Here is a 19,855-nt window from a genome sequence, read left to right as displayed (position 1 = left end):
CTTTATTCGCTGTCTTGCGCTGCGGCGTCTTCAGCCGGTCCGCTGGATACAATGACGCTGGCGGCACGGATGAGTCGCTCGTTGAGACGGTAGCCGGAGCGTACGGTCTGGATGACATAGTCTTCCGCGACCTCCGCCGAAGGCTGGTGTGCGATACATTCGTGCAGGTTCGGATCGAAGGACGCGCCGTCCGGCTTGAGCTCCTCCAGCCCTTGCTCGGATAGGGTCTTCTTCAACTGGTCGTCGACCATCTTGAAGCCGATCGTCACGTCTTTTGCTTCGGGATGGTTGTCCGCGGCCTGCAGGCCGAGCTTCATGTTATCGAGCACGGGGAGGAGGGATTCGATCACATTGGCCGCAGCGCTGCGGATGATCTCCTGCTTCTCCCGCGCGATGCGCTTGCGGTAGTTCTCCAAATCGGCAACCGAGCGCAGGTAGCGCGTTTTCATCTCGGCGGCTTCGGCTTGCGCTTTCTCCAGCTCGGAAGGCTCGGCTTCCGCTGCGGCCGCTTCGGTGTCCACGGCGGCAGCCTCCGCTGTTGTGTTCTCGACAACGTCTTCGGTTGTTTCCGTTTCTTCGGTCTTTTGGTCTGTCATGGGAAATCTTGCTGGATGCATGCACTGCGTCGTTTCGACACAGTTTTTAAAGTGAGCGCGAAAGTGTGGTGATAAATTCGCAGAATTCAAGGGCGCACTCGATCTGAATGTGTTCACCGGCCGATCTGCGGATTGTGTCGGTCATGTTTCGTTTATGTGGCGCTGGTGTTAAATCTGGCTCCGGTTGCCTGGAAAACCTTAAATCACATTGACCTGCTGTAACGGAAGGGGGCAAAGATTTGTGACGCAACCGGACGAATCACGGTTGTATTCACCCGCCCGAATGTTTCATGATCACTATCGACCCTATGAGCACGAACAAATCCTATCGTATCCTGGTTGTGGATGACGAACCGGATGTCACGGAACTATTGAAGTACAAGCTGGAGCAGGAGGGCTATATCTGCGAGGTGCTCAACGATCCGCTGGCCTTTGTCGGGGTGGCGCGGGATTTCCAGCCTCACCTCATGATCCTCGACATCATGATGCCCGAATTGAACGGTCTGCAGCTCTGCCGCATCGCCCGTTCCGATCCGCTGATGAAAGAGATCCCGATTATCTTCCTGACCGCTCGCGGCGAAGCGGAAGACCGGGTGAAGGGGCTCGAGACCGGCGCGGATGACTATGTGTCCAAGCCTTTCAATACCAAGGAACTCCTCCTCCGGGTCGGCAAGATCCTCAACCGCGGGACGAAACAGTCCCAGGCGCCGGTCCAGTCGCGCATCCAGATTGGCGGGGTCCTGATCGACGAGGAATTGCACCAGTTGACCGTCGATGAGGAGCCGGTGGTTCTCACGGCAACCGAATTTCGCCTGCTCAAGTTGCTGATGGAGCGCAAGGGGCGGGTCCAGTCCCGCGAAAACCTCCTGGTCAATGTCTGGAACTATGACACGGATATCGAGACCCGGACGGTCGACACCCATGTGCGCCGGGTCCGTGAAAAGTTGGGGCGCTATTCACATTTGATTGAGACTGTTCGTGGAGTCGGCTACCGTGCGGTCGATATTTCATGATTCTATTGCTGGGCAGTTTGCTGGCCGTGGCTGTGGCCACGCTCATTTTCTATATCTATAAGACGCGACGTTTCGTTCGTGAGCTCGAGGATTCGGTTCGGGGTCGGCGTCGCTACCTGCTGCCGGACTCCAGCCGTGCGCTGCAACAACTGGGGCTGGAGTGTTTGGTCCGGCAGGTCAATGAGCTGGTTGACGAGTTGAACGCGCATACGGAGGTCGACAAGGACTCGAACCAGCAGATCGAAGCCACCCTCGGATCCATCCAGGAGGCGGTGCTGATCTTTGATGACCGCCATGTTATCGAGTATGCCAACGAGTCGGCTGAGCGGCTTTTCCAGCAGGGGCGCCGGATCCGGGGCATGCGGTTGGAGTCGGTTCTGCGTTCGACCAGCCTGCTCGAGTTTCTCGATAACTTCAGTGCGCACCGTACGACACGCCAGTTGCACCAGATCTCGGTTGAGCACAAGGGGGAGAAGTTCTGGTTCGAGGCGTCCTGCTCGATGGTCCAGCCCGGACAATCGGGCAGCGGGGAAGTCACCTTGCTTGTCCTCCACGATATCACCCAGTTGAAGCGGCTGGAAATGATTCGGCGTGATTTCGTGGCCAATGTTTCGCATGAGTTGCGTACCCCGCTGACGATTATCAAGGGCTTTGCCGAGACTTTGGTGGAGGACAACGCGACCCTGCCCCCGGAGTCGCGGGCGCGTTTCCTCGATAAAATCCTGAATAATGCGCATCGCCTCCATGTGCTCGTGGAGGACCTGCTCACACTCTCGCGCCTGGAATCGAAGCCGGATCAGGTGGAACCGGTGGTCCAGTCGCTGCGTACCTTGCTGGAGGATGTTCAGGAGAGCTATCGTTCGCGTCTGGAACCCGGCCGACAGAAGATCGAGTTGGCCTACGACGAGCGGATCGGCGATTTCGCCTTTGACCGCTTCCGCATCAACCAGGTCTTGGACAATCTGGTTGAGAATGCCTTCCGTTACGCTCCGGAATTCACCAATTTGGTGCTGCGGGCCGAACTCAATGCCGCCGACGGCATGGTGGACTGTGCGGTCGAAGATGACGGGCCGGGCATACCGGCCAAGGATGTACCACACATTTTCGAGCGCTTTTACCGCGTGGATAAAGGGCGCTCCCGGGACCGCGGCGGTACGGGCTTGGGGCTCAGTATCACCAAGCATATCATTCTTCTGCACGAAGGGCGGGTGGAAGCGCATAGCGAGTCCGGTAAGGGCACACGGATCTGCTTCAGCCTGCCTTATGCGACTGAAACAAATGCCCTGCCTGTGACTTGACCTTTACGCGGCAGCTCGTCCATAACGGCTGTGATGGAGCCGATATCTGATAGTCATGCGCGTGAACTGGCCAAACAGGCCGTCCGTAAATCCACCCTGCGGGCGGAGTGCGAAGCCGCCCTGGAGGGGGTGGATCGTATTCTATTTGAAGCAGGCTGTGGGCACGGCCATTGGCTGACCAGTTACGCGGAAGCCCATCCCGAACAGGTTTGCGTGGGGGTCGACCTGATCTCGCTTCGCATCCGCAAGGCCCTCGACAAGCGCAATAAGCGGGACTTGGAAAACCTCCATTTTTTCAAGGCGGAACTGGGCGAGTTCCTTGAGGTGCTGCCGGAACGCATCCGTTTTGACCTCACGGTGCTCCTGTTTCCCGACCCTTGGCCGAAGGCGCGTCATCATCGTCGCCGTATGGTGCAGCCTGACTTTCTCGATGAAGTGGCGCGCCGTACGGAACCGGGCGGGCGCTTTTGCTTCCGTTCGGATGACCGTCCCTATTATGAGTGGACCCTGGAGCACCTGGAAGTCCATCCGCTTTGGGAGATCGATCCGGAGGCGGATTGGCCGCATGAAATGGAGACGTATTTCCAAGGGCTTATGGACGAATATTTCTCGGTGGTGGCCCGCCGGATCGGGTGACCGGGGCGCGCTTGGAATGAATCGGCTTGGCCCGATCGAGGAATCCCGGTTTTTAATTGCATGTGACCGGATTCTCTCTTTGCTGCACCGCTAACATGGATTCGACGACTCGGAATGGAATTATCGCGTTGGAGGACGGCACCGTCTTCCGCGGTCGCGCTTTTGGTGCGGTCGCCACAAATGTAGGGGAAGCCTGTTTCAATACCAGCATGACTGGTTACCAGGAAATCCTTACCGACCCTTCTTACTTTTCCCAAATTGTCACCATGACTGCGGTGCAGATCGGCAACTACGGGATCAATCCCGAAGACGTCGAATCGGATGGCCCGAAGGTCAAAGGCTTCGTCGTCCGTGAGATCAGCCCGGTCACCAGTAACTGGCGCAGCCGTCAGTCGGTGCAGGACTATTTGGCCGAGGCCGGCATTCCCGGGGTGGAAGGTGTGGATACTCGGGCCATTACCAAGAAGTTGCGCGTGACCGGCGCGATGAACGCCTGCATCAGTACCGAGGATATCTCGGACGAGGAAGCGGTGAAGCTCGCAAAGGAATTCAAAGGCCTGGTCGGTGTGGACTATGTCAAGGAGGTCTGTGCCAAGAAGCCCTACCATTGGGATCCGGAGCAGACCCAGTCGGCTCCCTTTACAGTCGAAGGCACTCACCTCATGCGTGAGGAAGAGGCGAAGCTTTCCCGTTTCCGCGTCGCTGCCATGGATTTCGGTACCAAGTACTCGATCTACCGCAAGCTCCAGTACCATGGTTTTGATGTGCATGTGTTTCCCGCGACTGCGACGCCTGAGGAAATTCGCGAATTTAATCCCGACGGAGTCTTTCTTTCCAATGGCCCCGGTGACCCGGCGGCAGTGGATTACGCCCACAAGACGGTCAAACAGCTGATCGAGCATTATCCGACCTTCGGCATCTGCCTCGGGCACCAGATCATCACCCACGCTTTGGGCGCCAAGACTTTCAAGTTGAAGTTCGGCCACCGCGGTGGAAATCAGCCGGTCAAGAACCTGGAGACCGGTAAAGTGTCCATCACTTCCCAGAACCATGGTTTCGCTTCGACCCAGGAGGAACTGGAGAAGGCCGGTGCGATAGTGACCGAGATCAATCTCAACGACAACACTGTGGAGGGCCTTCGCCTCAAGGACCGTCCGGTCTTTTCCGTGCAATACCACCCTGAAGCGGCTCCCGGCCCGAACGATGCCGACCCCCTCTTTGCCGAGTTCTACCGCATGGTTCGGCAGCACGCCTCCTGAGCGGTTCGAATCCCCAAACTTTCAACCCCGGCATCCGCCGGGGTTTTTTGTGCCCGGTGAGGTGTCGTGTCGTGGCATTCCAGTATTCATTTCGTAAAAAAGCCGATCCCTGGAGGGACACGCTTCCGCGTGTCCGCAGCCTTGTAAGCGGCCGTGCGGAAGCCCGTCCCTCCCATTGCGTGGTTAATCCGCCTTAATTCTTAGTATAACGCACCGTTATAGTGACTGTGCAAATCGCTTTGATTCCACTCCTGGGCCTGTTTTATGCAGCTTTGCCGGCTGCTATGGAAACTCTCGAAACAAACTACGGCTCACTCGCAGGCATCTCCAGTCCCATGACATATCCGGATGGTTGCTTAAAATCATGCATGTTCACCGAAGCCAACCGCATTGAAACACCGGTTGGAGCGCTCATTCCGCAATACCGCACCGCCGGCTTCGGCGAGCGGCAAAAGAAGCACCGTAGTGCGCTTACCTTTTTTAAGAACGGCCAGATCAAGGCCGCGGCATTGGACGAACAGATGCCGATCCAAACACCGCTGGGCCTGATCAAGGCCGAGTTGGTGACCTTTTACGAGGATGGCAGTGTCAACCGAGTCTTTCCGCTCAATGGCCAAATTGACGGCTTCTGGTCGGAGCAACAGGAAGGCGAACTTGCCGAGTTCCACGAATTTGACTTACCGGTCGGTAAAATCAGTGCCAAGGTCATCAGCATTCATTTCTATCCGGGGGGTGAGCTCAAGACGCTGACCCTCTGGCCGGGGCAACGTGTGACGGTGGAATCGCCGGCCGGTCCGATTCTGACCCGCACCGGTTTCTCTCTTTACGAGGATGGTTCGCTTCGTTCCGTCGAGCCGGCGCGACCGGTCGAGCTCCCCACACCGATCGGTCTCATCAAGGCTTTCGATTCCGAGATCATTGGCATGCATGCGGACCAGAACTCGGTGCAGTTCAGTCCGGAGGGTACCTTGGTTTCGGTGAAGACGGTCCATACGGGCATTCGTGTGGCAGGCCCGGGCAAGGTGGAGACACGGATCGAGCCCTTGGAAGCGGCCAGCTTGATCGATATCGAGCAGATGCGCACGGTTCCAATGCAAATCGACTTTTCCGAGGGCAGTGTCCGGATCGCAGCCGATAAGGTCTACGAATTCGCGAGCGCCGACTACCAGTTTTCGACCTTCGACCGGGCACGTGTGCTCCGCGAGACCTGTGGCGGCTGCTCAGGTGGTGGCGGCGAGTGTAGCGGATGCACGGGTGGGGACTCCTGCTGCCAGAATAGCTAGAGCATATTGCCTCAGACCGTTTCGATTTAATCTGAAGTCCGTCATCGACGTAACCGTCGATGCTTCTATGGCAAAGACCTATCATGTAGCATCCGGCGTCAGCCGGATGATGTCCGGAAATGCCTGCAGCCAGTCGATTCAGGACGCGGTTTCTTCGATGAACTTACCGTCGGGGAGGGGGCAGTTCGGGCTGGTTGTGCGTTTCGCCTGCGGCTTGTGCTCCAGCAAATTTCGGTAGGGGCGGCACTTCAGGTAAAGCAGTCCGGCAACCCCTGCACCGATCGTGTCGGCCAGCCAATCGGCCAGTTCAAAGGAACGTCCGGGGGTGAGCAACTGGTGCAGCTCGTCGGACATGCCGTAGGCGGAGACGAGGAAAACGGTCCATCCGAGTCCCGCCCAAGCCTGCTTGCGAAATGTGGAGAGGCGGAGCACGGCGGTGGCCAGAAGCCCGTAGACCAGAAAATGGGCGATCTTGTCGGGTGTTAGTGCCAGGTCGAAGCTGATGACCGGCGCGGCCAGCCGGGTCCGGCTGGAGGCAAGGAAAATGGTCAGCGCCAGTGCGGCCGGCCAAAGCATTTCTCGGCGACTCGGCATGGCTTATTCAATATTCAGCCAGAAGCGGAATTCGGTTCCGGCGGGAGAAGATTCGACCAGATCGATGTCCCCCCGGTGGCTGCGTAGGATACGTTTACTGATGGAGAGGCCCAGTCCGGTGCCGTCGTTCCGGCTGGTCAGGAAGGAGTCGAAGATCTTGTCCTGTATGCCGCCCGGTATGCCGGGGCCATTGTCACGGATGCTGACTGAGGCGATATCTTCATCACGGCTCAGTGTGATGGTGATCTTGCCGCCATCCGGCATGGCCTGGGTCGCGTTGAGAATGAGGTTGAGCAGTACCTGTTGGATCTGCCCTTTGTTGACCTCAACAAAAAGGCCGTTCGGGGAAGGCTTGAAGACGACCTCGATCTTTTGCTGGTGCAATTTGAGCCGTACGAGCCGGAGGCTTTCCTCTGTGATGCGGTTGAGGTCGTAGCGGGCATGGATGCCCTCGCGGTTGCGCCCGAAACTCAAGACCCGCTCCACGATTTCTTCCAGCTGGTCCAGCTTTTCCACGATCACCGTGATATCGGTCTGCCGGGCGTCATCATGCGGAAACTGCAGGTCCAGCGAGTCGAACAGCAGCTTGATCACGGTGAGTGGATTGCGGATTTCATGGGCGATTTCCGCCGCCAGCATCCCGAGGGTGGTCAGCTTGTCGTTGCGACGCATCGACTCCTCGGTTGAGAAGATGCGCGAGTAGAGCCGCGCATTCTGGATGGCGATGGCTCCGAGTCCGGCCAGCGTGCCGAAGACTTTCTTTTCGTCGTTGTTGAAGCGGTGCGACCGGCGGGTGTAGGCGTTGAGCACACCGATGACCTCGTCGTTGAAAATAATCGGCGAAGCCAGCATCGAGGCCAGGCCCTCACGCTGAATGATCCGGCTGAAAGTGTTTTCCTCGGTGAAGGACAGATTGGTCACTTCCACCTGCTTGTGGCGGTGGATGGCGGACCCGACGGCGGAGTCTTCAAGGTTGAAGCATTCGACGGCTTCGATCCGGCCGGAGCGGCCAATCATGGTATGCAATGAGAGCTGTTTCTTGTCCGGGGTGAGGAGAAAGAGCGCGCAGCTATGGCAATCCAGTAGACGCCGGCCTTCCCGCGCAAGCCCGTCGAAGACCTCGTTCAGGTCGAGTTCGCCGACCAGTCGCCGGCCCATGTTAACCAGCGACTCCAGTTGGTGGGCCTTGGACCGGAGCTGCTTGATCAGCCAGAGCCGGGAGACCACGCGTGCCGCTTCATTGGTCAGCAGAGTCAGGATCTTCAGGGCCTGCTCGTCGAAGGCGTCGACCACTTCGCTGTCCACGTTGACGACCCCGATAATGACCCCCCGGTCTTCCATCGGGACCGCCATTTCAGAGCGGATCTGCGGGCGGATCGAGATGTAGCGCGGCTCCATCCGTACGTCCGGAACGATGATCGGGCGTCCATGCAGCGCGGCCCACCCCGTGATGCCCTGACCCAGTTCCAGATCCATGTCGCCCCAGCCCTCCGGCAAGCCACGGGAGACTTCCAATTCCAGTCTTTTGCTGTCCGGATTGATCAGGGAGATCGAGGCACTGCTTGGATGCAGTACATTGATGATTTCCTGAAGGATGTAATCCAGCGCCTCGTTCGGGTCGTCGGTATTCGAGACCAGGCTGCTGATTCGATAGAGCGAATCAATCGCGGCGTATTCATTCTCCCGGACATCCATACGGGTATTCTCTATGCGCTTTCCTGCTTGGCAAGCAAGCGCGAAGGAATGGTCGTCAGCTGGCTTCCCGGACGATGGCGTCCAGATCCTGTCGCAGGTCGAGCAAGTTCGAGGTGGTGGTACTTTCCTTGGAATTCACGTTCTCGATGTAGAATGTGTCCATGGCCACCCCGCGCTCGGTTGCGACACGGGCGAAGCTGATATCAAATCCCTTCTGGGTGATGAGTCGCGCCATGCGGAAGAGTAGGCCGATCCGGTCGTTGGCCTGTACCTCGATGATGGTGCGCTTGAGCGAAAGCTCGTGATAGACGTCCACGCTGGGAGGGAAGGGGGCCGGGAGCATGTCGCTCTTGCTCTTCTTCGCTTTGGCAGACTTGGCTTCCAGTTCCGAAATCGGGGTCATCAGGTCCTTGCCCTCAATCAAGGCTTCGCGCAGGCGTGCCTCAAAGACTTCGCGAGCCCGGCTGTTGGTGACCACGCCTCCGTCGGGATCCATCACATGGAAGGTGTCGATCGTAATGTGGTCGGTGCGTGAAATCGCCTTGGTGCTGACGATATTGACCCCTGCGAGCGAGAGGGCACCGGCCAGCTTGTAAAAGAGTCCGGCACGGTCCCAGGTCACCACATTGACCACCGTCATGCCGAGGTCGATGTCGTCCGACCAGTCGATGATCGGAGCCAGTGCCGCCATGGACTCGGCGCTCTGGATCTGGCTGAGCAGGCCGTTGACCATGCGGAGGTGAAGCTCCACCTCGTTGGGCGTGGTGTTGATAAAATAGCGTTCGGGGAGCAAGCGGAAGTGCGCCTCGATTTCTTCTTCCGAGACTCCTTCAATTGCGCGTTCGAGTATGTCGTTGTACAACATGTTCTTCTGTTCGACCCGCTTTTGTTCTAGGAGTTCTCCATCTCCAAATTGCTCCAGTGTTCGGAGGAAGAGACAACGGTGCATACTATCCTTGTAGCTGTTCCACAGGGTTGGAGCGGTGCCACGGGCGTCACAGTAAGTATGCACATAAAGAAATCGGAGTTTTTGAGGATCTTCCACCAATTCGGCAAATGAACGGGCGGTTTGCGGATCATCCAGATCAAACCGTTGCCAGAATCGTGCCATTTCCAGGTGGCTCCGGATAATAAATAAAATTTGCTCCCGCTGTTCGGCGGCGATGTTAAACCGTTGTAAAATGGGTCTCGCGAGCTTCACCCCGCTGTCTGCATGGCCCTGAATGCCCTCCGATTTACCAATGTCGTGCAAGAGCAAGATTAGGTAAAGAAGCAAGGGGTCGTCGTTCTTGCGAAGCTCGTTTTCATACTTCGCCTCCTCCGGTGTCCGTTTCAGGAAAATATTATCCAGATGCCGGATGGTCCGCAGCACGTGTTCGTCGGCAGTGTAGCGGTGGTAGTACTCATGCTGCACCATGCAGGTCAATTCTCCGAACTCCGGCAGGTAGCGCCCGAGCACTCCGAGGTCGTGCATGATGCGGAGGATGGGGAAAACTTCCCCCGGGCTGCGGAGGATCGCGAGGAAGCTCTTGGCCGCGGACGGACTGTTGATCAGCTTGTGGTTGATCAGGGGAATCGAGCGGGAAATCAGGTATTTCAGGTCCGGATCGAGGCGTGCGCCGAATTGCTGCAAAAGCCGGAACACGCGGATCATGCGGACCGGGTCCTCGGCGAAGACCTGTTTGCTGTCCGCCGAGATGATACGGTCGTAGAGCCGGAACCCGTCCACCCGTTTCATCGGCAGGTGCTGGTGGGCGCGAAAGGCTTCGCGGAAGCTGATCCGGGCGGATTGACCGCTCTGGGCCTGGGACTCCAGGGAAAGACGTTCCTTGAGCAGCTCGCTGGTCTGGTAGATGGTGCGGGCCGCCGAATAGTAGTCCTGCATGAAGGCTTCGACACGGCCGAAGATGTCCCTCTGCGGGTATTTCAGGTTCTTCGCGACATGGGTCTGTTGCTCGAGATCGAGCTTGTCGGTCGGCCTGCGGTTGAGGAGGTGCAGCTCCGTCCGGGTGCGGAGGAGAAAGTCGTAGGCCGCTTCCATCGCCACACACTCGTCCGCGCGCAGTAGCTTTGCCTTCTCCAGTTCTTTGAAGGAGCGGTAGCCGTACTTGATGTAGGCCATCCAAAGTATATTCTGGTAGTCGCGCAATCCGCCGACCCCGTTCTTGATGTCGGGCTCCTGCAGGTAGACCGTATTGCCGGCTTTGGCGTGGCGGTCCTTCTCATCGGCCAGACGCTGTTTGATGTAAACCGCGGCATTGTCCTTGCGGCAAAACTCGGAGAAGCGCTTGTACATCTTCTCGTACAGCGGGGCGGAGCCGCAGATCAGGCGCGATTCCATGATCGCATTCTTGGACTGGATTTCCTTCTTCGCCTCTTCGATGACCTCCTTGGCGTTGCGCGAGGCATGGCCGACTTTCATCCCAAGGTCCCAGAGCGGGTAGAGGATCTCCTCGGCCAGCACCTCCTGGAACTTTTCATACTTCGCCCCCGACAGCCGTTCCGGATAGAGGAACATGATGTCGATGTCGCTGTGCGGATTTAGTTCGGCGCGCCCGTATCCGCCGGTGGCGAGGATCGCCATCTTACAGGGGAGCGGCCCATGCTGCGTTGTGTAGAGGTCCAGAGCGGCAAGAAAAAGGTTCTCAATCAGCACGTCGAGCATGACGGCCCGCGCCCGGCACACGCCCAGTCCGGAGTCGCCTTTGCGGTGGTAGCGCCGCAGCATTTCATTTTCCAGCTGGATGTACCGCTTGTATGCCGGGAGCTGCTTATGCCGGGACACGCCCGGGTCGAACACGAGCCTTTTCTGCGCGTGTTTTCTCAGTCGCCGGTAGAGCGGATTCTCCTGGATAAGCATACTTCGCGAATAGTTACGGAGCTATTTTGTTGATTGCGAATAGTTTTTCGAACTTGTGGGCGCCTTTACCCGGAGCTGTAACTTTCTCGCTTTCACTTTTGACCTCGCTGACGAGCGGGACATGCTGGCCCCTTCAATTCACTACCAGAACACGAAGCAAAGGAAGTTTTATGGAAATCAAAGAAGGTACCGTCGTCGCGATGGACTACTCGCTCAAGGATGATGCGGGTGTCGTCATCGACCAATCCCAACCTGGCCAACCGCTGACCTACCTGCACGGTCACCGCAATATTATCCCCGGACTGGAGTCCGCGCTTGAAGGCAAGATCAAGGGTGATTCCGTTGAGGTCCGGGTCGAGCCTTCTGAAGGCTATGGCGAGTTTAACCCCTCACTCGAGCAGGTCGTGCCGCGTGAGCGCTTCCAGGGCGTGGAAGACTTGCAGGTGGGCATGCAGTTCCAGGCCAACACCGACCAAGGGCCTGTCTCGGTCCGCATTACCAAGGTGGAAGGTGAAGACGTCACGGTTGACGGGAACCATCCCCTCGCCGGCAAGCACCTGAATTTCGCGGTTACGATCCAGGACGTGCGCGAAGCCAAGCCCGAAGAACTGGCTCACGGCCACGTCCACCAGGGCGGCGGTTGCTGCGGCGGCGAAGGTGAAGGTGAAGGCGGCTGCGGTTGCAGTTGCGAACATTAATCGGCCCCGCGCCTTATCTCTATTTCAGCCCCGGTGGAAACACCGGGGCTTTTTTTGTACAGCTGTTGCTGTTTGTTGGTGGGGTGCGTCCGATCCAGTCTTGTTATCCGGGCCTCTGGGCGTCACAAGCGGGCACGCCACGCCGTAAGGAACGAAGGCCGGGCACGCCACGCCGTAGGAACGAAGGCCGGGCACGCCACGCCGTAGGAACGAAGGCCGGGCACGCCACGCCGTAGGAACGAAGGCCGGGCACGCCACGCCGTAGGAACGAAGGCCGGGCACGCCACGGTTATCAGAATGAAGGTTGAGACTGGTTATGAGAGGTGCGCGGCGTCGAGCTAAGCACAAAAAAGCTCCTCCTCTGCTCGCAGGGGAGGGGGACCGCGAAGCGGTGGAGGGGTTCAAGGGAATACTAAGGGACAGGCTATAAGACCTTTCCGGGATCGGGCGCTTGTGTTGAAGTTTATGGGCACCCGCTTCAGTCACCCTACGCTTCGCTCCGGGCAAAATGCTTCGCATTTTACCATCTCCGCGCGAACGCGCTTCGTCATCCTTCAGCCCTCCAGAGGCCTCCGGCCTCTCCCCTTTACCGGCTGCGGTCGCTTAGGATGTCGAGGATCCTGCGGGTCTTTTCCTGTACGCGGATGATTTCGTCCTCGATCAGGATGTCTATCGTGCCGGAGGGGGCCTTGGGCAAGCGCCTGCGGATTTCATCGGGCAGGGAGATCGCCCTTCGCTCGAAGTCCTTGTCCAGGATGCTGCCGACTTGAAGCTTCTTTTTCCAGCCGGGAGGAAGCTCGCCGCCACGTTCCAGCTTCTTCTGCAGGCCGGGGGGCAGGGACTTTTCCTTTTCCTTCTTGCTCTTGCTCTTGCTGGATGCGGCGGTCTCGCGCTTCCATTGCTCGAGCACTTCACGCTCTTTCTTGCTGTAGCGTTTTGCGGCCGCTTGCTTCGCTTCCTTTGCTTCGCGGGCCTTGGTCGCTTCAGCTTGCTTCTTCTTGGCGGCTTCTTCCTTGCGTGCCTTGGCTTCGGCTTCGGCCTTCTTCTTGGTCGCTTGAGTCTCTTCCTCGTTGCGGTTCTTGAAGATCCGTTCGAAAATGGAAGGGCCGCGGGTGCGTTCCGTAGTATTCGCGTTCAGGTTGCCTAGGCCGGCCAGCAGGGATAGGCAAACCAGGAGAAAGGGGAGAGATTTCATGGCCCGGACGATATGAAGTGGCTGTCGGGGCGCAATTGGTAAACTGTCTAGTCGGTCGTTTTAACAGGTCGTTTATACCAGAAGCCACAGAATTTACGGGAGCGCACGGCGACCGGCACCAGAATCATGAAGGCGACCCAGCCGAGCATAGCCGGGCCGGAATACCAGTCGAGCTTGCGCGCGGAGGTCTGTGCCGGCGGTTCCGGCACGATCACAAATCGCAAGCTCTTTGGGCGGCCCCAGCGCTTGAGCTGATGTGAAAGCCGTACTTCCTCGCTGGCGTAGAGTCGCTCGTCAAAGCCGCCAATTGCCTCAAATGCATCCCGTCGACAGAAGAGGTAGCTTCCCGCTGCGGTGCGCGTGAGCTGTGAGATCCGTTTCCACAGTCCGATCCCCACACGCCCGATCCACCCGGGCTTGCCCTCGAACTCGATGCGGGCTCCCCCGCCCACGCAGTGTCCGCCATCCAGATGGGCGAGGCTTTGTTCCAGCAGCCCGGCGTCGATGCGGGTGTCGGCATCGACAAAGACGAGCTGCCGCCCGCGACTGGCCCCTGCGCCGGCATTGCGCGCACGGGCGATCTGGTTGACGGGTTCAAACACGACCCGGTCGGCCCCGTGTGCGCCTGCGACCTCTGCGGTTGCGTCGCTCGAATTGTTGTCGACTACGATCAATTCACCCCGCCGCTTCTGCACGTCCATTGCCGCGCGCAGTGCCTGCAGGGTGGCGGGCAGTTCCTCGGCTTCGTTGTAGGCCGGCACGATGATAGAGTAATCCATGGGATGGAGATACATCGTCCGCCGTCCTTGCGGCTTACAGCCCGGCTTAGCGTCGGCCTGCGGCCCGGGCCGGAAGTGGGGCTGCGTTGCAAAGCGTGGTGTTGACGATGACCGGGTGTTTGGCAGCGACGGTTTCGTAGGCCTGCCGCAGCGCGTTCCACACCGCGTCCGCCGGACCCCAGACGACGGTGGCCATGGTGCCGGTATCGCGGTCGATGCCGGTCGCGTCCAGGGCGTCCAGATAGGTATGCACCGCGGGCTTGATGTCACCGTCGAGGGCATAGACTGAAATTTGTACAGAGAGGATGGGATCCGTCTTTTCCATTCGTCGAGATCTGTCGCTTTTCACGCGAAGGTCAAAGTTTCCCTCGGAGAAAAAGCATTGGGGCCTGTCGTCAGTGCCTGCCGCGGAGGCGGCCTCCCAGTATGCGCATCTGGGCGACCAGGTACGCGCCCATGAGCCGTAGCAGCATACGCCATTCGCCCTGCCCGCACCAGAAGATGCTCGTGTTTTTGCGGAAGAGGCTGGCTTTGGACCAAGCCAGGAAGAAACGTCCTTGAAAGATCAGTTCAATAGTCTGCGGCATCATCCAGATAATGCGACCGCTACCGCGGGAAACTGGCTCGGGTACGCCGCCCGTCAGTGCCGAGTGGATGGCCCGGCCCATCTCCACTCCGTCTTGCGAGGCAACCACGCAGCTGGTAGTGCAGCGTCCGAGGTGTGGATCGATGACCCGGTATTGGCCGGGGCCGACCTGCATCCAGTCGAAGCCTGTGATGCCTGTGATGTGTCCGGCTTCGGCGACCCGACGGGCGATTGCGTCCAGAGCCGGGTCGTGGATTAGGCGCCGAATGGCCGAGGGGCCCAGTCCTCCGGAAAGTGAGACATGCTTGGCCGAGCTGCACATCCCGTAAACCTTTCCCTTCTTGCAAGCCATACTCACGGAGCCGACCGGCCCGTCGATGTATTCCTGTGCGACCCAGGGGCCTGTGTCTGTGTGCGCTTCCCGCAGGTAGTCCTCCAGTTCTTCGGCATTCAGGAATAAATGGATGCCCTTGCCGCCGGAACCGACTGCGGCTTTCAGCATGCAGGGGTAGCCGATTTTCTCGACGGCCGGCCGAATGTCGTCGGGCTGTTTGACCTCGATGCTCCGGGGAATGGGAATTTCGTGCTGTGCGCACCAGCGGTAGAACAATTGCTTGTCGTCGACGGCTTGATTCAATGCGGAGTTTGCCGGAAAGGGCAGGTGGGGCTCGAGTATCGGATCGTTCCGATGTGTGAGCAGCTGTGCGCGTGCCGGTTCGTCCATGTAGAGGACCATTTCATAGGATTCCTCAGACAAGCAGGCTTTTAGTGAGGCGACGACATCCGTGATGCTTTCAAAGTAATGCACCTTTCGTATCCAGACGGAATGGCGCACGGTGTGGTCGGGACGCGTGAGTACGTCAACCGTGAGTCGCCCATCCTTGGCCAGCATCCATGGGTAGGCGGTGAAACTGCTTGAGTACTGGCCGTATACCAAAAGGACGCAGGGCTTGCGCGGGGGAGTGGGCATCGGTCTAGGCTCTTGAAAGTGAGCCTTTAGAGCAAGCTCACAGGCGCTCCTTGTACGCTTTTTACCTGATCGTCATCGGTTTGTCGCTTTTAGGATGAGTCGGATAAATTGTTAGGGACAGGCTATAGGAATGGCTCTGGAGGGCTGAAGGAACCGAGCTGATGTGCGTTGTTGGTTGAAGGGTGTTTGTCGGGTACTACCTGGAGGCATGCAAAATTCCCCTGTAGCGAAAGCGCGACAGCGATTTCGACGGTGATTCGACTGGCAGCACCGCGTCCCTCCATTCTGCGATTTATAAAGACACGCCTCGGCGGACGCGCTTCTGTCTATCCTGAGCCAGTCGAAGGGCTCGTCCGCCGAGGCTCGAAGCAGGTTCACAAACTTCAACACCAGCGCCCGATCTCTGATGCACACCAATCCCTGTATCTCGGATCCCGACCTCGGCACCCTCGATAAGCAAGCTTCAACGAACAATGCCATACCGGTCGCTTGGTGGCGTCTTTTCGGTCATTTTGTTGCGGCAAACTGTCTTAGAAATCACGAAAATCAATTCGCGTATCAGATGGCGCCAAAATGTCACTATTTTACTTGAGTTTGGTGTGGAATCTGCGACGCTCACCAATCCAGCAGTTATGGCTACTACGAAAAAAAAGACCACCCGCGCGAAAACCAGCACGGGGTCAGCTGTGAAAGATTTCGCGTCTGCCCCGATTAACCAAAAGCTTAGCAAAGAAGCGAAGATCGACCTCTATAATACCATGGTCGGGATTCGTCGCTTTGAAGAACGCTCGCTCCGCGCCTACAACCAGGGCAAGATCGGCGGCTTCCTTCACCTCTATATCGGGCAGGAAGCGGTTGCCACCGGCATCGTGTCCCTGATGGAGGAGAACGACCACATCATCACCGCCTACCGTGACCACGGCCACGCCCTGGCGGTGGGGATGAGCATGAACGAGTGCATGGCTGAAATGTACGGCAAGCATACCGGTTGCTCGAAGGGCAAGGGTGGTTCGATGCACTTCTTTGCGCCGGACAAGAATTACTGGGGTGGCCACGGCATCGTCGCCGGCCAGACGCCGCTCGGTGCGGGCCTCGCCTTTGCACTCAAGTACAAGGGCGTCAAGGGCTGTGCGGTCTGTTTCTTGGGAGACGGCGCCGTCAACCAGGGTTCATTCATGGAGACGCTGAACCTGGTTTCGCTCTGGGGGATTCCGGTGGTCTTCGTGATCGAGAACAACGGTTACTCCATGGGCACCAGCCTGAAGCGCTCCTCCGCACGCGAGAGCCTGGCGCACCGTGCCGAAGGCTTCAATATGGCCTGGGAAGTCTGCGACGGCCATGACATTTACGAGGTCCGCGAGGTGGCCAACCGTGCCATGACACGCGCCCGCGAAGAGCTCAAGCCCTTCCTGCTCGAGATCCGCACCTACCGTTACCGCGGTCACTCCGTGGCCGATGCGAACCACGAGAAATACCGGACGAAGGAGGAGATCGAGGATTACAAGAAGAACAAGGATCCGCTCAACCTCTTCAAGGCCCAGCTTCTGAAGGACGGCACCCTGACGGAAGATCTCGCCAAGGAGATCGACCAGGCGAAGAAGAACGAAGCGGAGGAATCCGCCAAATTCGCCGAGGAAAGCCCGGTCGCCCCGCGCTCCGAAATCCAGACGGATGTTTACTGGGAAGTCGACAACGACAGCGAAGGCAAGCTGAAGGGCACGCACTTCTTCAACGATTTCTAGGAAGTCGCCTGCCTCCCACCTTCAACTAACAACTTTCAACTCTTTTCACACCATGCCACTCATCACATATCGCGAAGCGATCAAGCAAGCACTGGCCGAGGAAATCGAGCGTGACGAAAACGTCTGCATCATGGGCGAGGAAGTCGCCCAGTACAACGGAGCCTACAAGGTCACGGAAGGCCTTTGGGAAAAATACGGCGACAAGCGTCTGATCGACACCCCGATTTCGGAAGCGGCCTTCTCCGGCCTGGCGATCGGTGCCTCCGCGCTGGGGGTCCGTCCGGTCATCGAAATGATGTTCATGTCCTTCAGCTACGTGGCCATCGACCAGCTCTTCAATAACGCCTCCTTCTGCCGCTACATGTCCGGCGGCCTCATGAACATTCCCATTGTGGTCCGTGGTCCGGCCAATGGGGGCACCAATGTCGGGGCGACCCACTCGCACACGCCGGAAAACATGGTGGCCAACCATCCGGGCCTGAAGGTGGTCTGTCCGTCCAATGCCTACGATGCCAAGGGGCTGATGAAGGCTGCGATCCGCGACAACGACCCGGTCTTCGTCATGGAGAACACCCTCCTGTACGGGGAAAAATGGGAAGTGCCGGAGGAGGAGTACATCGTCGAGCTCGGCGTGGCCAACGTCCTCAAGGAAGGCACCGACCTGACCATCGTCTCGCACGGCCGTTGCGCCATGATCTCGCTCAAAGCCGCCGAAACGCTGCAGGCAAAGCACGGTATCAACGCCGAGGTGGTGGACCTGCGTTCCATTCGTCCGCTGGACGAGGAAACGATCCTCAATTCGGTCAAAAAGACCGGCCGCGCGCTGCTGGTGGAAGAAAACAAGCCCTACTGCGGGGTCGACGCCCAGATTTCCCACCTCATCCAGTTCAAGGCATTTGATTACCTTGACGCTCCGGTCCATCGGGTATCCGCTATTGATGCACCGCAGGTTTATGCGAAGCCCCTGGAAGACTGGCAGATCCCGAACGAAGAACGCGTCATCGACGGCGCGCTCCGTTGCTGCAAGTAGTACAATTCCCTGTTCAAACTTCTAACTTCTTTTATAAATGGCTACACTGATTGATATGCCCAAGCTCAGCGACACCATGACGGTGGGCACGCTGGTCAAATGGTTGAAAAAGGAAGGCGACGAGGTCGCCAATGGCGACATGATCGCCGAGGTCGAGACCGACAAGGCAACGATGGAAGTCGAGTGCTTCGAAGACGGTGTCTTGCTCAAGCAGTATTGCAAGGAAGGCGATGAAGTGCCCGTTGGCGGCGCGATCGCTGCGGTCGGCGAGAAGGGCGAAGCCGCTCCGGATGCCGGAGGCGGTAGCGCCCCTGCTGCAGCAGAAGAAGCACCGAAGGCGGAATCCGCACCGGAACCGAAAGAAGAAGCGCCCGCTCCGGTTCAGGCGGAAGCCCCGGCCCCCGAGCCGGTTGCCAGCTCGGGGGCTGAGCGCATCAAGGCTTCCCCGTTGGCCAAGAAAATTGCCGCAGAGAAGGGCATCGATCTGACTGCCATCCAGGGCAGCGGTCCCGGTGGCCGTATCGTCAAGGACGACGTACTGAACGCCAAGCCCGCTCCGGCTGCCAGCGCACCGGCGGCTGCCGCTCCGGCACCGGCTGAACCGGTCGCCACCTTGGAAGCCCTCGAAATGCCGGTTTCCAACATGCGCAAGAGCATCGCCAAGGCCCTGGTGGCCTCCAAGACACAGGCCCCGCATTTCTATCTGCAAATCGAAGTCGACGGCGCGCCGCTGGCCAAGCTCCGTGCCGACCTCAATGCCAAGCTGGCCGACCTGCCGAAAGAGCATGGCGGTACCAAGTTTACGGTGAACGACCTGACCCTGAAGGCTGCGGCCGAAGCCGTGCGCCGTGTGCCGGCCATCAACCGCTCCTGGGAGGGCGACACGATCGTTCAGCACGCCAATGTACACCTCGCGTTCGGGGTGGCCATCGACGACGGCCTGGTGACTCCGGTCATTCGTGCCGCCGAGACCAAGGGGCTGCGTCAAATCGGCGCCGAAGCCAAGGTCCTGATCAAGAAGGCGCGCGACAAGAAGCTGGCGCCGAACGAAATGAGCGGCTCGACCCTCACCGTGACCAACCTCGGTATGTTTGGCATCTCCGATTTCTACGGGATCATCAATCCGAACAACGCGGCCATCCTCAGCATCGGTGCGACCATCAAGAAGCCCGTCGTCAATGAGAAGGACGAGATCGTGATCGGCCAGACCATGAAGATCGGCCTTTCCGGGGACCACCGCGTGATCGACGGTGCCGTCGGCGCCCAGTACCTGCAGGCCCTCAAGGAGATCCTCGAGACGCCCGCCCTCATGCTGGTCTAAGCGGGAAAACAGTTTTTCCTTAGTTATGAGAGGTCCCGGTGGAAACGCCGGGGCCTTTTTTGTGAAGGATGAAGGGGAGGCGGCTGCGCCGCCGCCTGGAAGGCTGAGGGCTGAAACTTGAGACCTGAAGGGGGAGGCCAGAGGCCTGGAAGCTGAGATCCGTGTTGTGTGGCGGAGGGGTCAGGACATGGGTAACAGTTTAGGTTCAAGACATAGGTAACACTTCGTCAGAGCTTGGTGACAGTTGTTAGTATTATTTTTGTAGGTGTTTACGAAGCTTTTTGGGTGTTGCCCTCTCCT

General features: G+C 58.5%; 17 protein-coding genes. 9 read left to right on the top strand and 8 right to left on the bottom strand.

What is annotated here, in order from left to right:
* Window positions 1–2: 2 nt before the first annotated feature.
* Window positions 3–596 carry a nucleotide exchange factor GrpE gene (locus tag O2597_RS08385; protein WP_269523915.1) on the bottom strand — a complete coding sequence of 198 codons (594 nt, stop codon included), beginning with the start codon at window positions 594–596 and terminating at the stop codon, window positions 3–5.
* 308 nt (window positions 597–904) lie between these two features.
* On the opposite strand from O2597_RS08385, the gene O2597_RS08380 reads away from it, so the two are divergent.
* From O2597_RS08380 to O2597_RS08360, 5 genes are all read left to right on the top strand, one after another.
* The gene (locus tag O2597_RS08380) at window positions 905–1,609 is read left to right on the top strand and encodes a response regulator (protein ID WP_269523914.1); all 705 of its coding nucleotides are present in this window, start codon (window positions 905–907) and stop codon (window positions 1,607–1,609) included.
* A complete protein-coding gene (locus O2597_RS08375; RefSeq protein ID WP_269523913.1) occupies window positions 1,606–2,907 on the top strand; it encodes a sensor histidine kinase in 1,302 nt (433 codons plus the stop codon). Before O2597_RS08380 ends, O2597_RS08375 begins: the two co-directional genes overlap by 4 nt.
* A 33-nt stretch (window positions 2,908–2,940) precedes the next feature.
* Window positions 2,941–3,543: a tRNA (guanosine(46)-N7)-methyltransferase TrmB gene (gene trmB, locus O2597_RS08370; protein WP_269523912.1), complete on the top strand. Its 603-nt coding sequence runs from the start codon at window positions 2,941–2,943 to the stop codon at window positions 3,541–3,543.
* Between the two features lie 95 nt (window positions 3,544–3,638).
* Window positions 3,639–4,802 (top strand): glutamine-hydrolyzing carbamoyl-phosphate synthase small subunit, encoded by a 1,164-nt coding sequence (gene carA / locus O2597_RS08365; protein ID WP_269523911.1) that lies wholly within the window; start codon window positions 3,639–3,641, stop codon window positions 4,800–4,802.
* 284 nt (window positions 4,803–5,086) lie between these two features.
* On the top strand, window positions 5,087–6,085 hold the full coding sequence (locus tag O2597_RS08360; protein WP_269523910.1) for a hypothetical protein: 999 nt from the start codon (window positions 5,087–5,089) through the stop codon (window positions 6,083–6,085).
* Window positions 6,086–6,223: 138 nt separating this feature from the next.
* Here the strand turns inward: O2597_RS08360 and O2597_RS08355 are convergent, their stop codons facing one another.
* The 3 genes from O2597_RS08355 to glnD are packed head-to-tail and all read right to left on the bottom strand — an operon-like array spanning window position 6,224 to window position 11,234.
* The gene (locus O2597_RS08355; protein ID WP_269523909.1) at window positions 6,224–6,679 is read right to left on the bottom strand and encodes a VanZ family protein; all 456 of its coding nucleotides are present in this window, start codon (window positions 6,677–6,679) and stop codon (window positions 6,224–6,226) included.
* A gap of 3 nt (window positions 6,680–6,682) precedes the next feature.
* Window positions 6,683–8,374 carry a GAF domain-containing protein gene (locus O2597_RS08350; RefSeq protein ID WP_269523908.1) on the bottom strand — a complete coding sequence of 564 codons (1,692 nt, stop codon included), beginning with the start codon at window positions 8,372–8,374 and terminating at the stop codon, window positions 6,683–6,685.
* Window positions 8,375–8,429: 55 nt separating this feature from the next.
* On the bottom strand, window positions 8,430–11,234 hold the full coding sequence (gene glnD, locus O2597_RS08345) for a [protein-PII] uridylyltransferase (protein WP_269523907.1): 2,805 nt from the start codon (window positions 11,232–11,234) through the stop codon (window positions 8,430–8,432).
* A gap of 170 nt (window positions 11,235–11,404) precedes the next feature.
* On the opposite strand from glnD, the gene O2597_RS08340 reads away from it, so the two are divergent.
* Complete coding sequence (locus O2597_RS08340; protein WP_269523906.1) at window positions 11,405–11,932, top strand: FKBP-type peptidyl-prolyl cis-trans isomerase; 528 nt, start codon at window positions 11,405–11,407, stop codon at window positions 11,930–11,932.
* A 586-nt stretch (window positions 11,933–12,518) separates the two neighbouring features.
* Here O2597_RS08340 and O2597_RS08335 read toward each other — a convergent pair.
* The 4 genes from O2597_RS08335 to O2597_RS08320 are packed head-to-tail and all read right to left on the bottom strand — an operon-like array spanning window position 12,519 to window position 15,462.
* On the bottom strand, window positions 12,519–13,127 hold the full coding sequence (locus tag O2597_RS08335) for a hypothetical protein (RefSeq protein ID WP_269523905.1): 609 nt from the start codon (window positions 13,125–13,127) through the stop codon (window positions 12,519–12,521).
* Window positions 13,128–13,174: 47 nt separating this feature from the next.
* Window positions 13,175–13,906, bottom strand: a complete 732-nt coding sequence (locus tag O2597_RS08330) for a glycosyltransferase (RefSeq protein ID WP_269523904.1) — start codon at window positions 13,904–13,906, stop codon at window positions 13,175–13,177.
* Between the two features lie 46 nt (window positions 13,907–13,952).
* Window positions 13,953–14,255 (bottom strand): hypothetical protein, encoded by a 303-nt coding sequence (locus O2597_RS08325; protein WP_269523903.1) that lies wholly within the window; start codon window positions 14,253–14,255, stop codon window positions 13,953–13,955.
* A 46-nt stretch (window positions 14,256–14,301) separates the two neighbouring features.
* Window positions 14,302–15,462, bottom strand: coding sequence for an ATP-grasp domain-containing protein (locus O2597_RS08320; protein WP_269523902.1), 1,161 nt, complete (start codon window positions 15,460–15,462; stop codon window positions 14,302–14,304).
* Window positions 15,463–16,094: 632 nt separating this feature from the next.
* On the opposite strand from O2597_RS08320, the gene pdhA reads away from it, so the two are divergent.
* From pdhA to O2597_RS08305, 3 genes are read left to right on the top strand one after another with little or no spacing between them, the layout of a single operon-like run.
* Window positions 16,095–17,204, top strand: coding sequence for a pyruvate dehydrogenase (acetyl-transferring) E1 component subunit alpha (gene pdhA / locus O2597_RS08315; RefSeq protein ID WP_269523901.1), 1,110 nt, complete (start codon window positions 16,095–16,097; stop codon window positions 17,202–17,204).
* A 52-nt stretch (window positions 17,205–17,256) separates the two neighbouring features.
* Window positions 17,257–18,234 (top strand): alpha-ketoacid dehydrogenase subunit beta, encoded by a 978-nt coding sequence (locus tag O2597_RS08310; protein ID WP_269523900.1) that lies wholly within the window; start codon window positions 17,257–17,259, stop codon window positions 18,232–18,234.
* A gap of 37 nt (window positions 18,235–18,271) precedes the next feature.
* Window positions 18,272–19,555 (top strand): dihydrolipoamide acetyltransferase family protein, encoded by a 1,284-nt coding sequence (locus O2597_RS08305; RefSeq protein WP_269523899.1) that lies wholly within the window; start codon window positions 18,272–18,274, stop codon window positions 19,553–19,555.
* Window positions 19,556–19,855: the final 300 nt, after the last annotated feature.

Origin of the sequence: Coraliomargarita parva, assembly GCF_027257905.1 — a bacterium.
GTDB classification, from domain to species: Bacteria; Verrucomicrobiota; Verrucomicrobiia; order Opitutales; family Coraliomargaritaceae; genus Coraliomargarita_A; species Coraliomargarita_A parva.
Note: the sequence above shows the minus strand (reverse complement) of the source record. Positions and strands in the feature narration are given on the sequence as shown.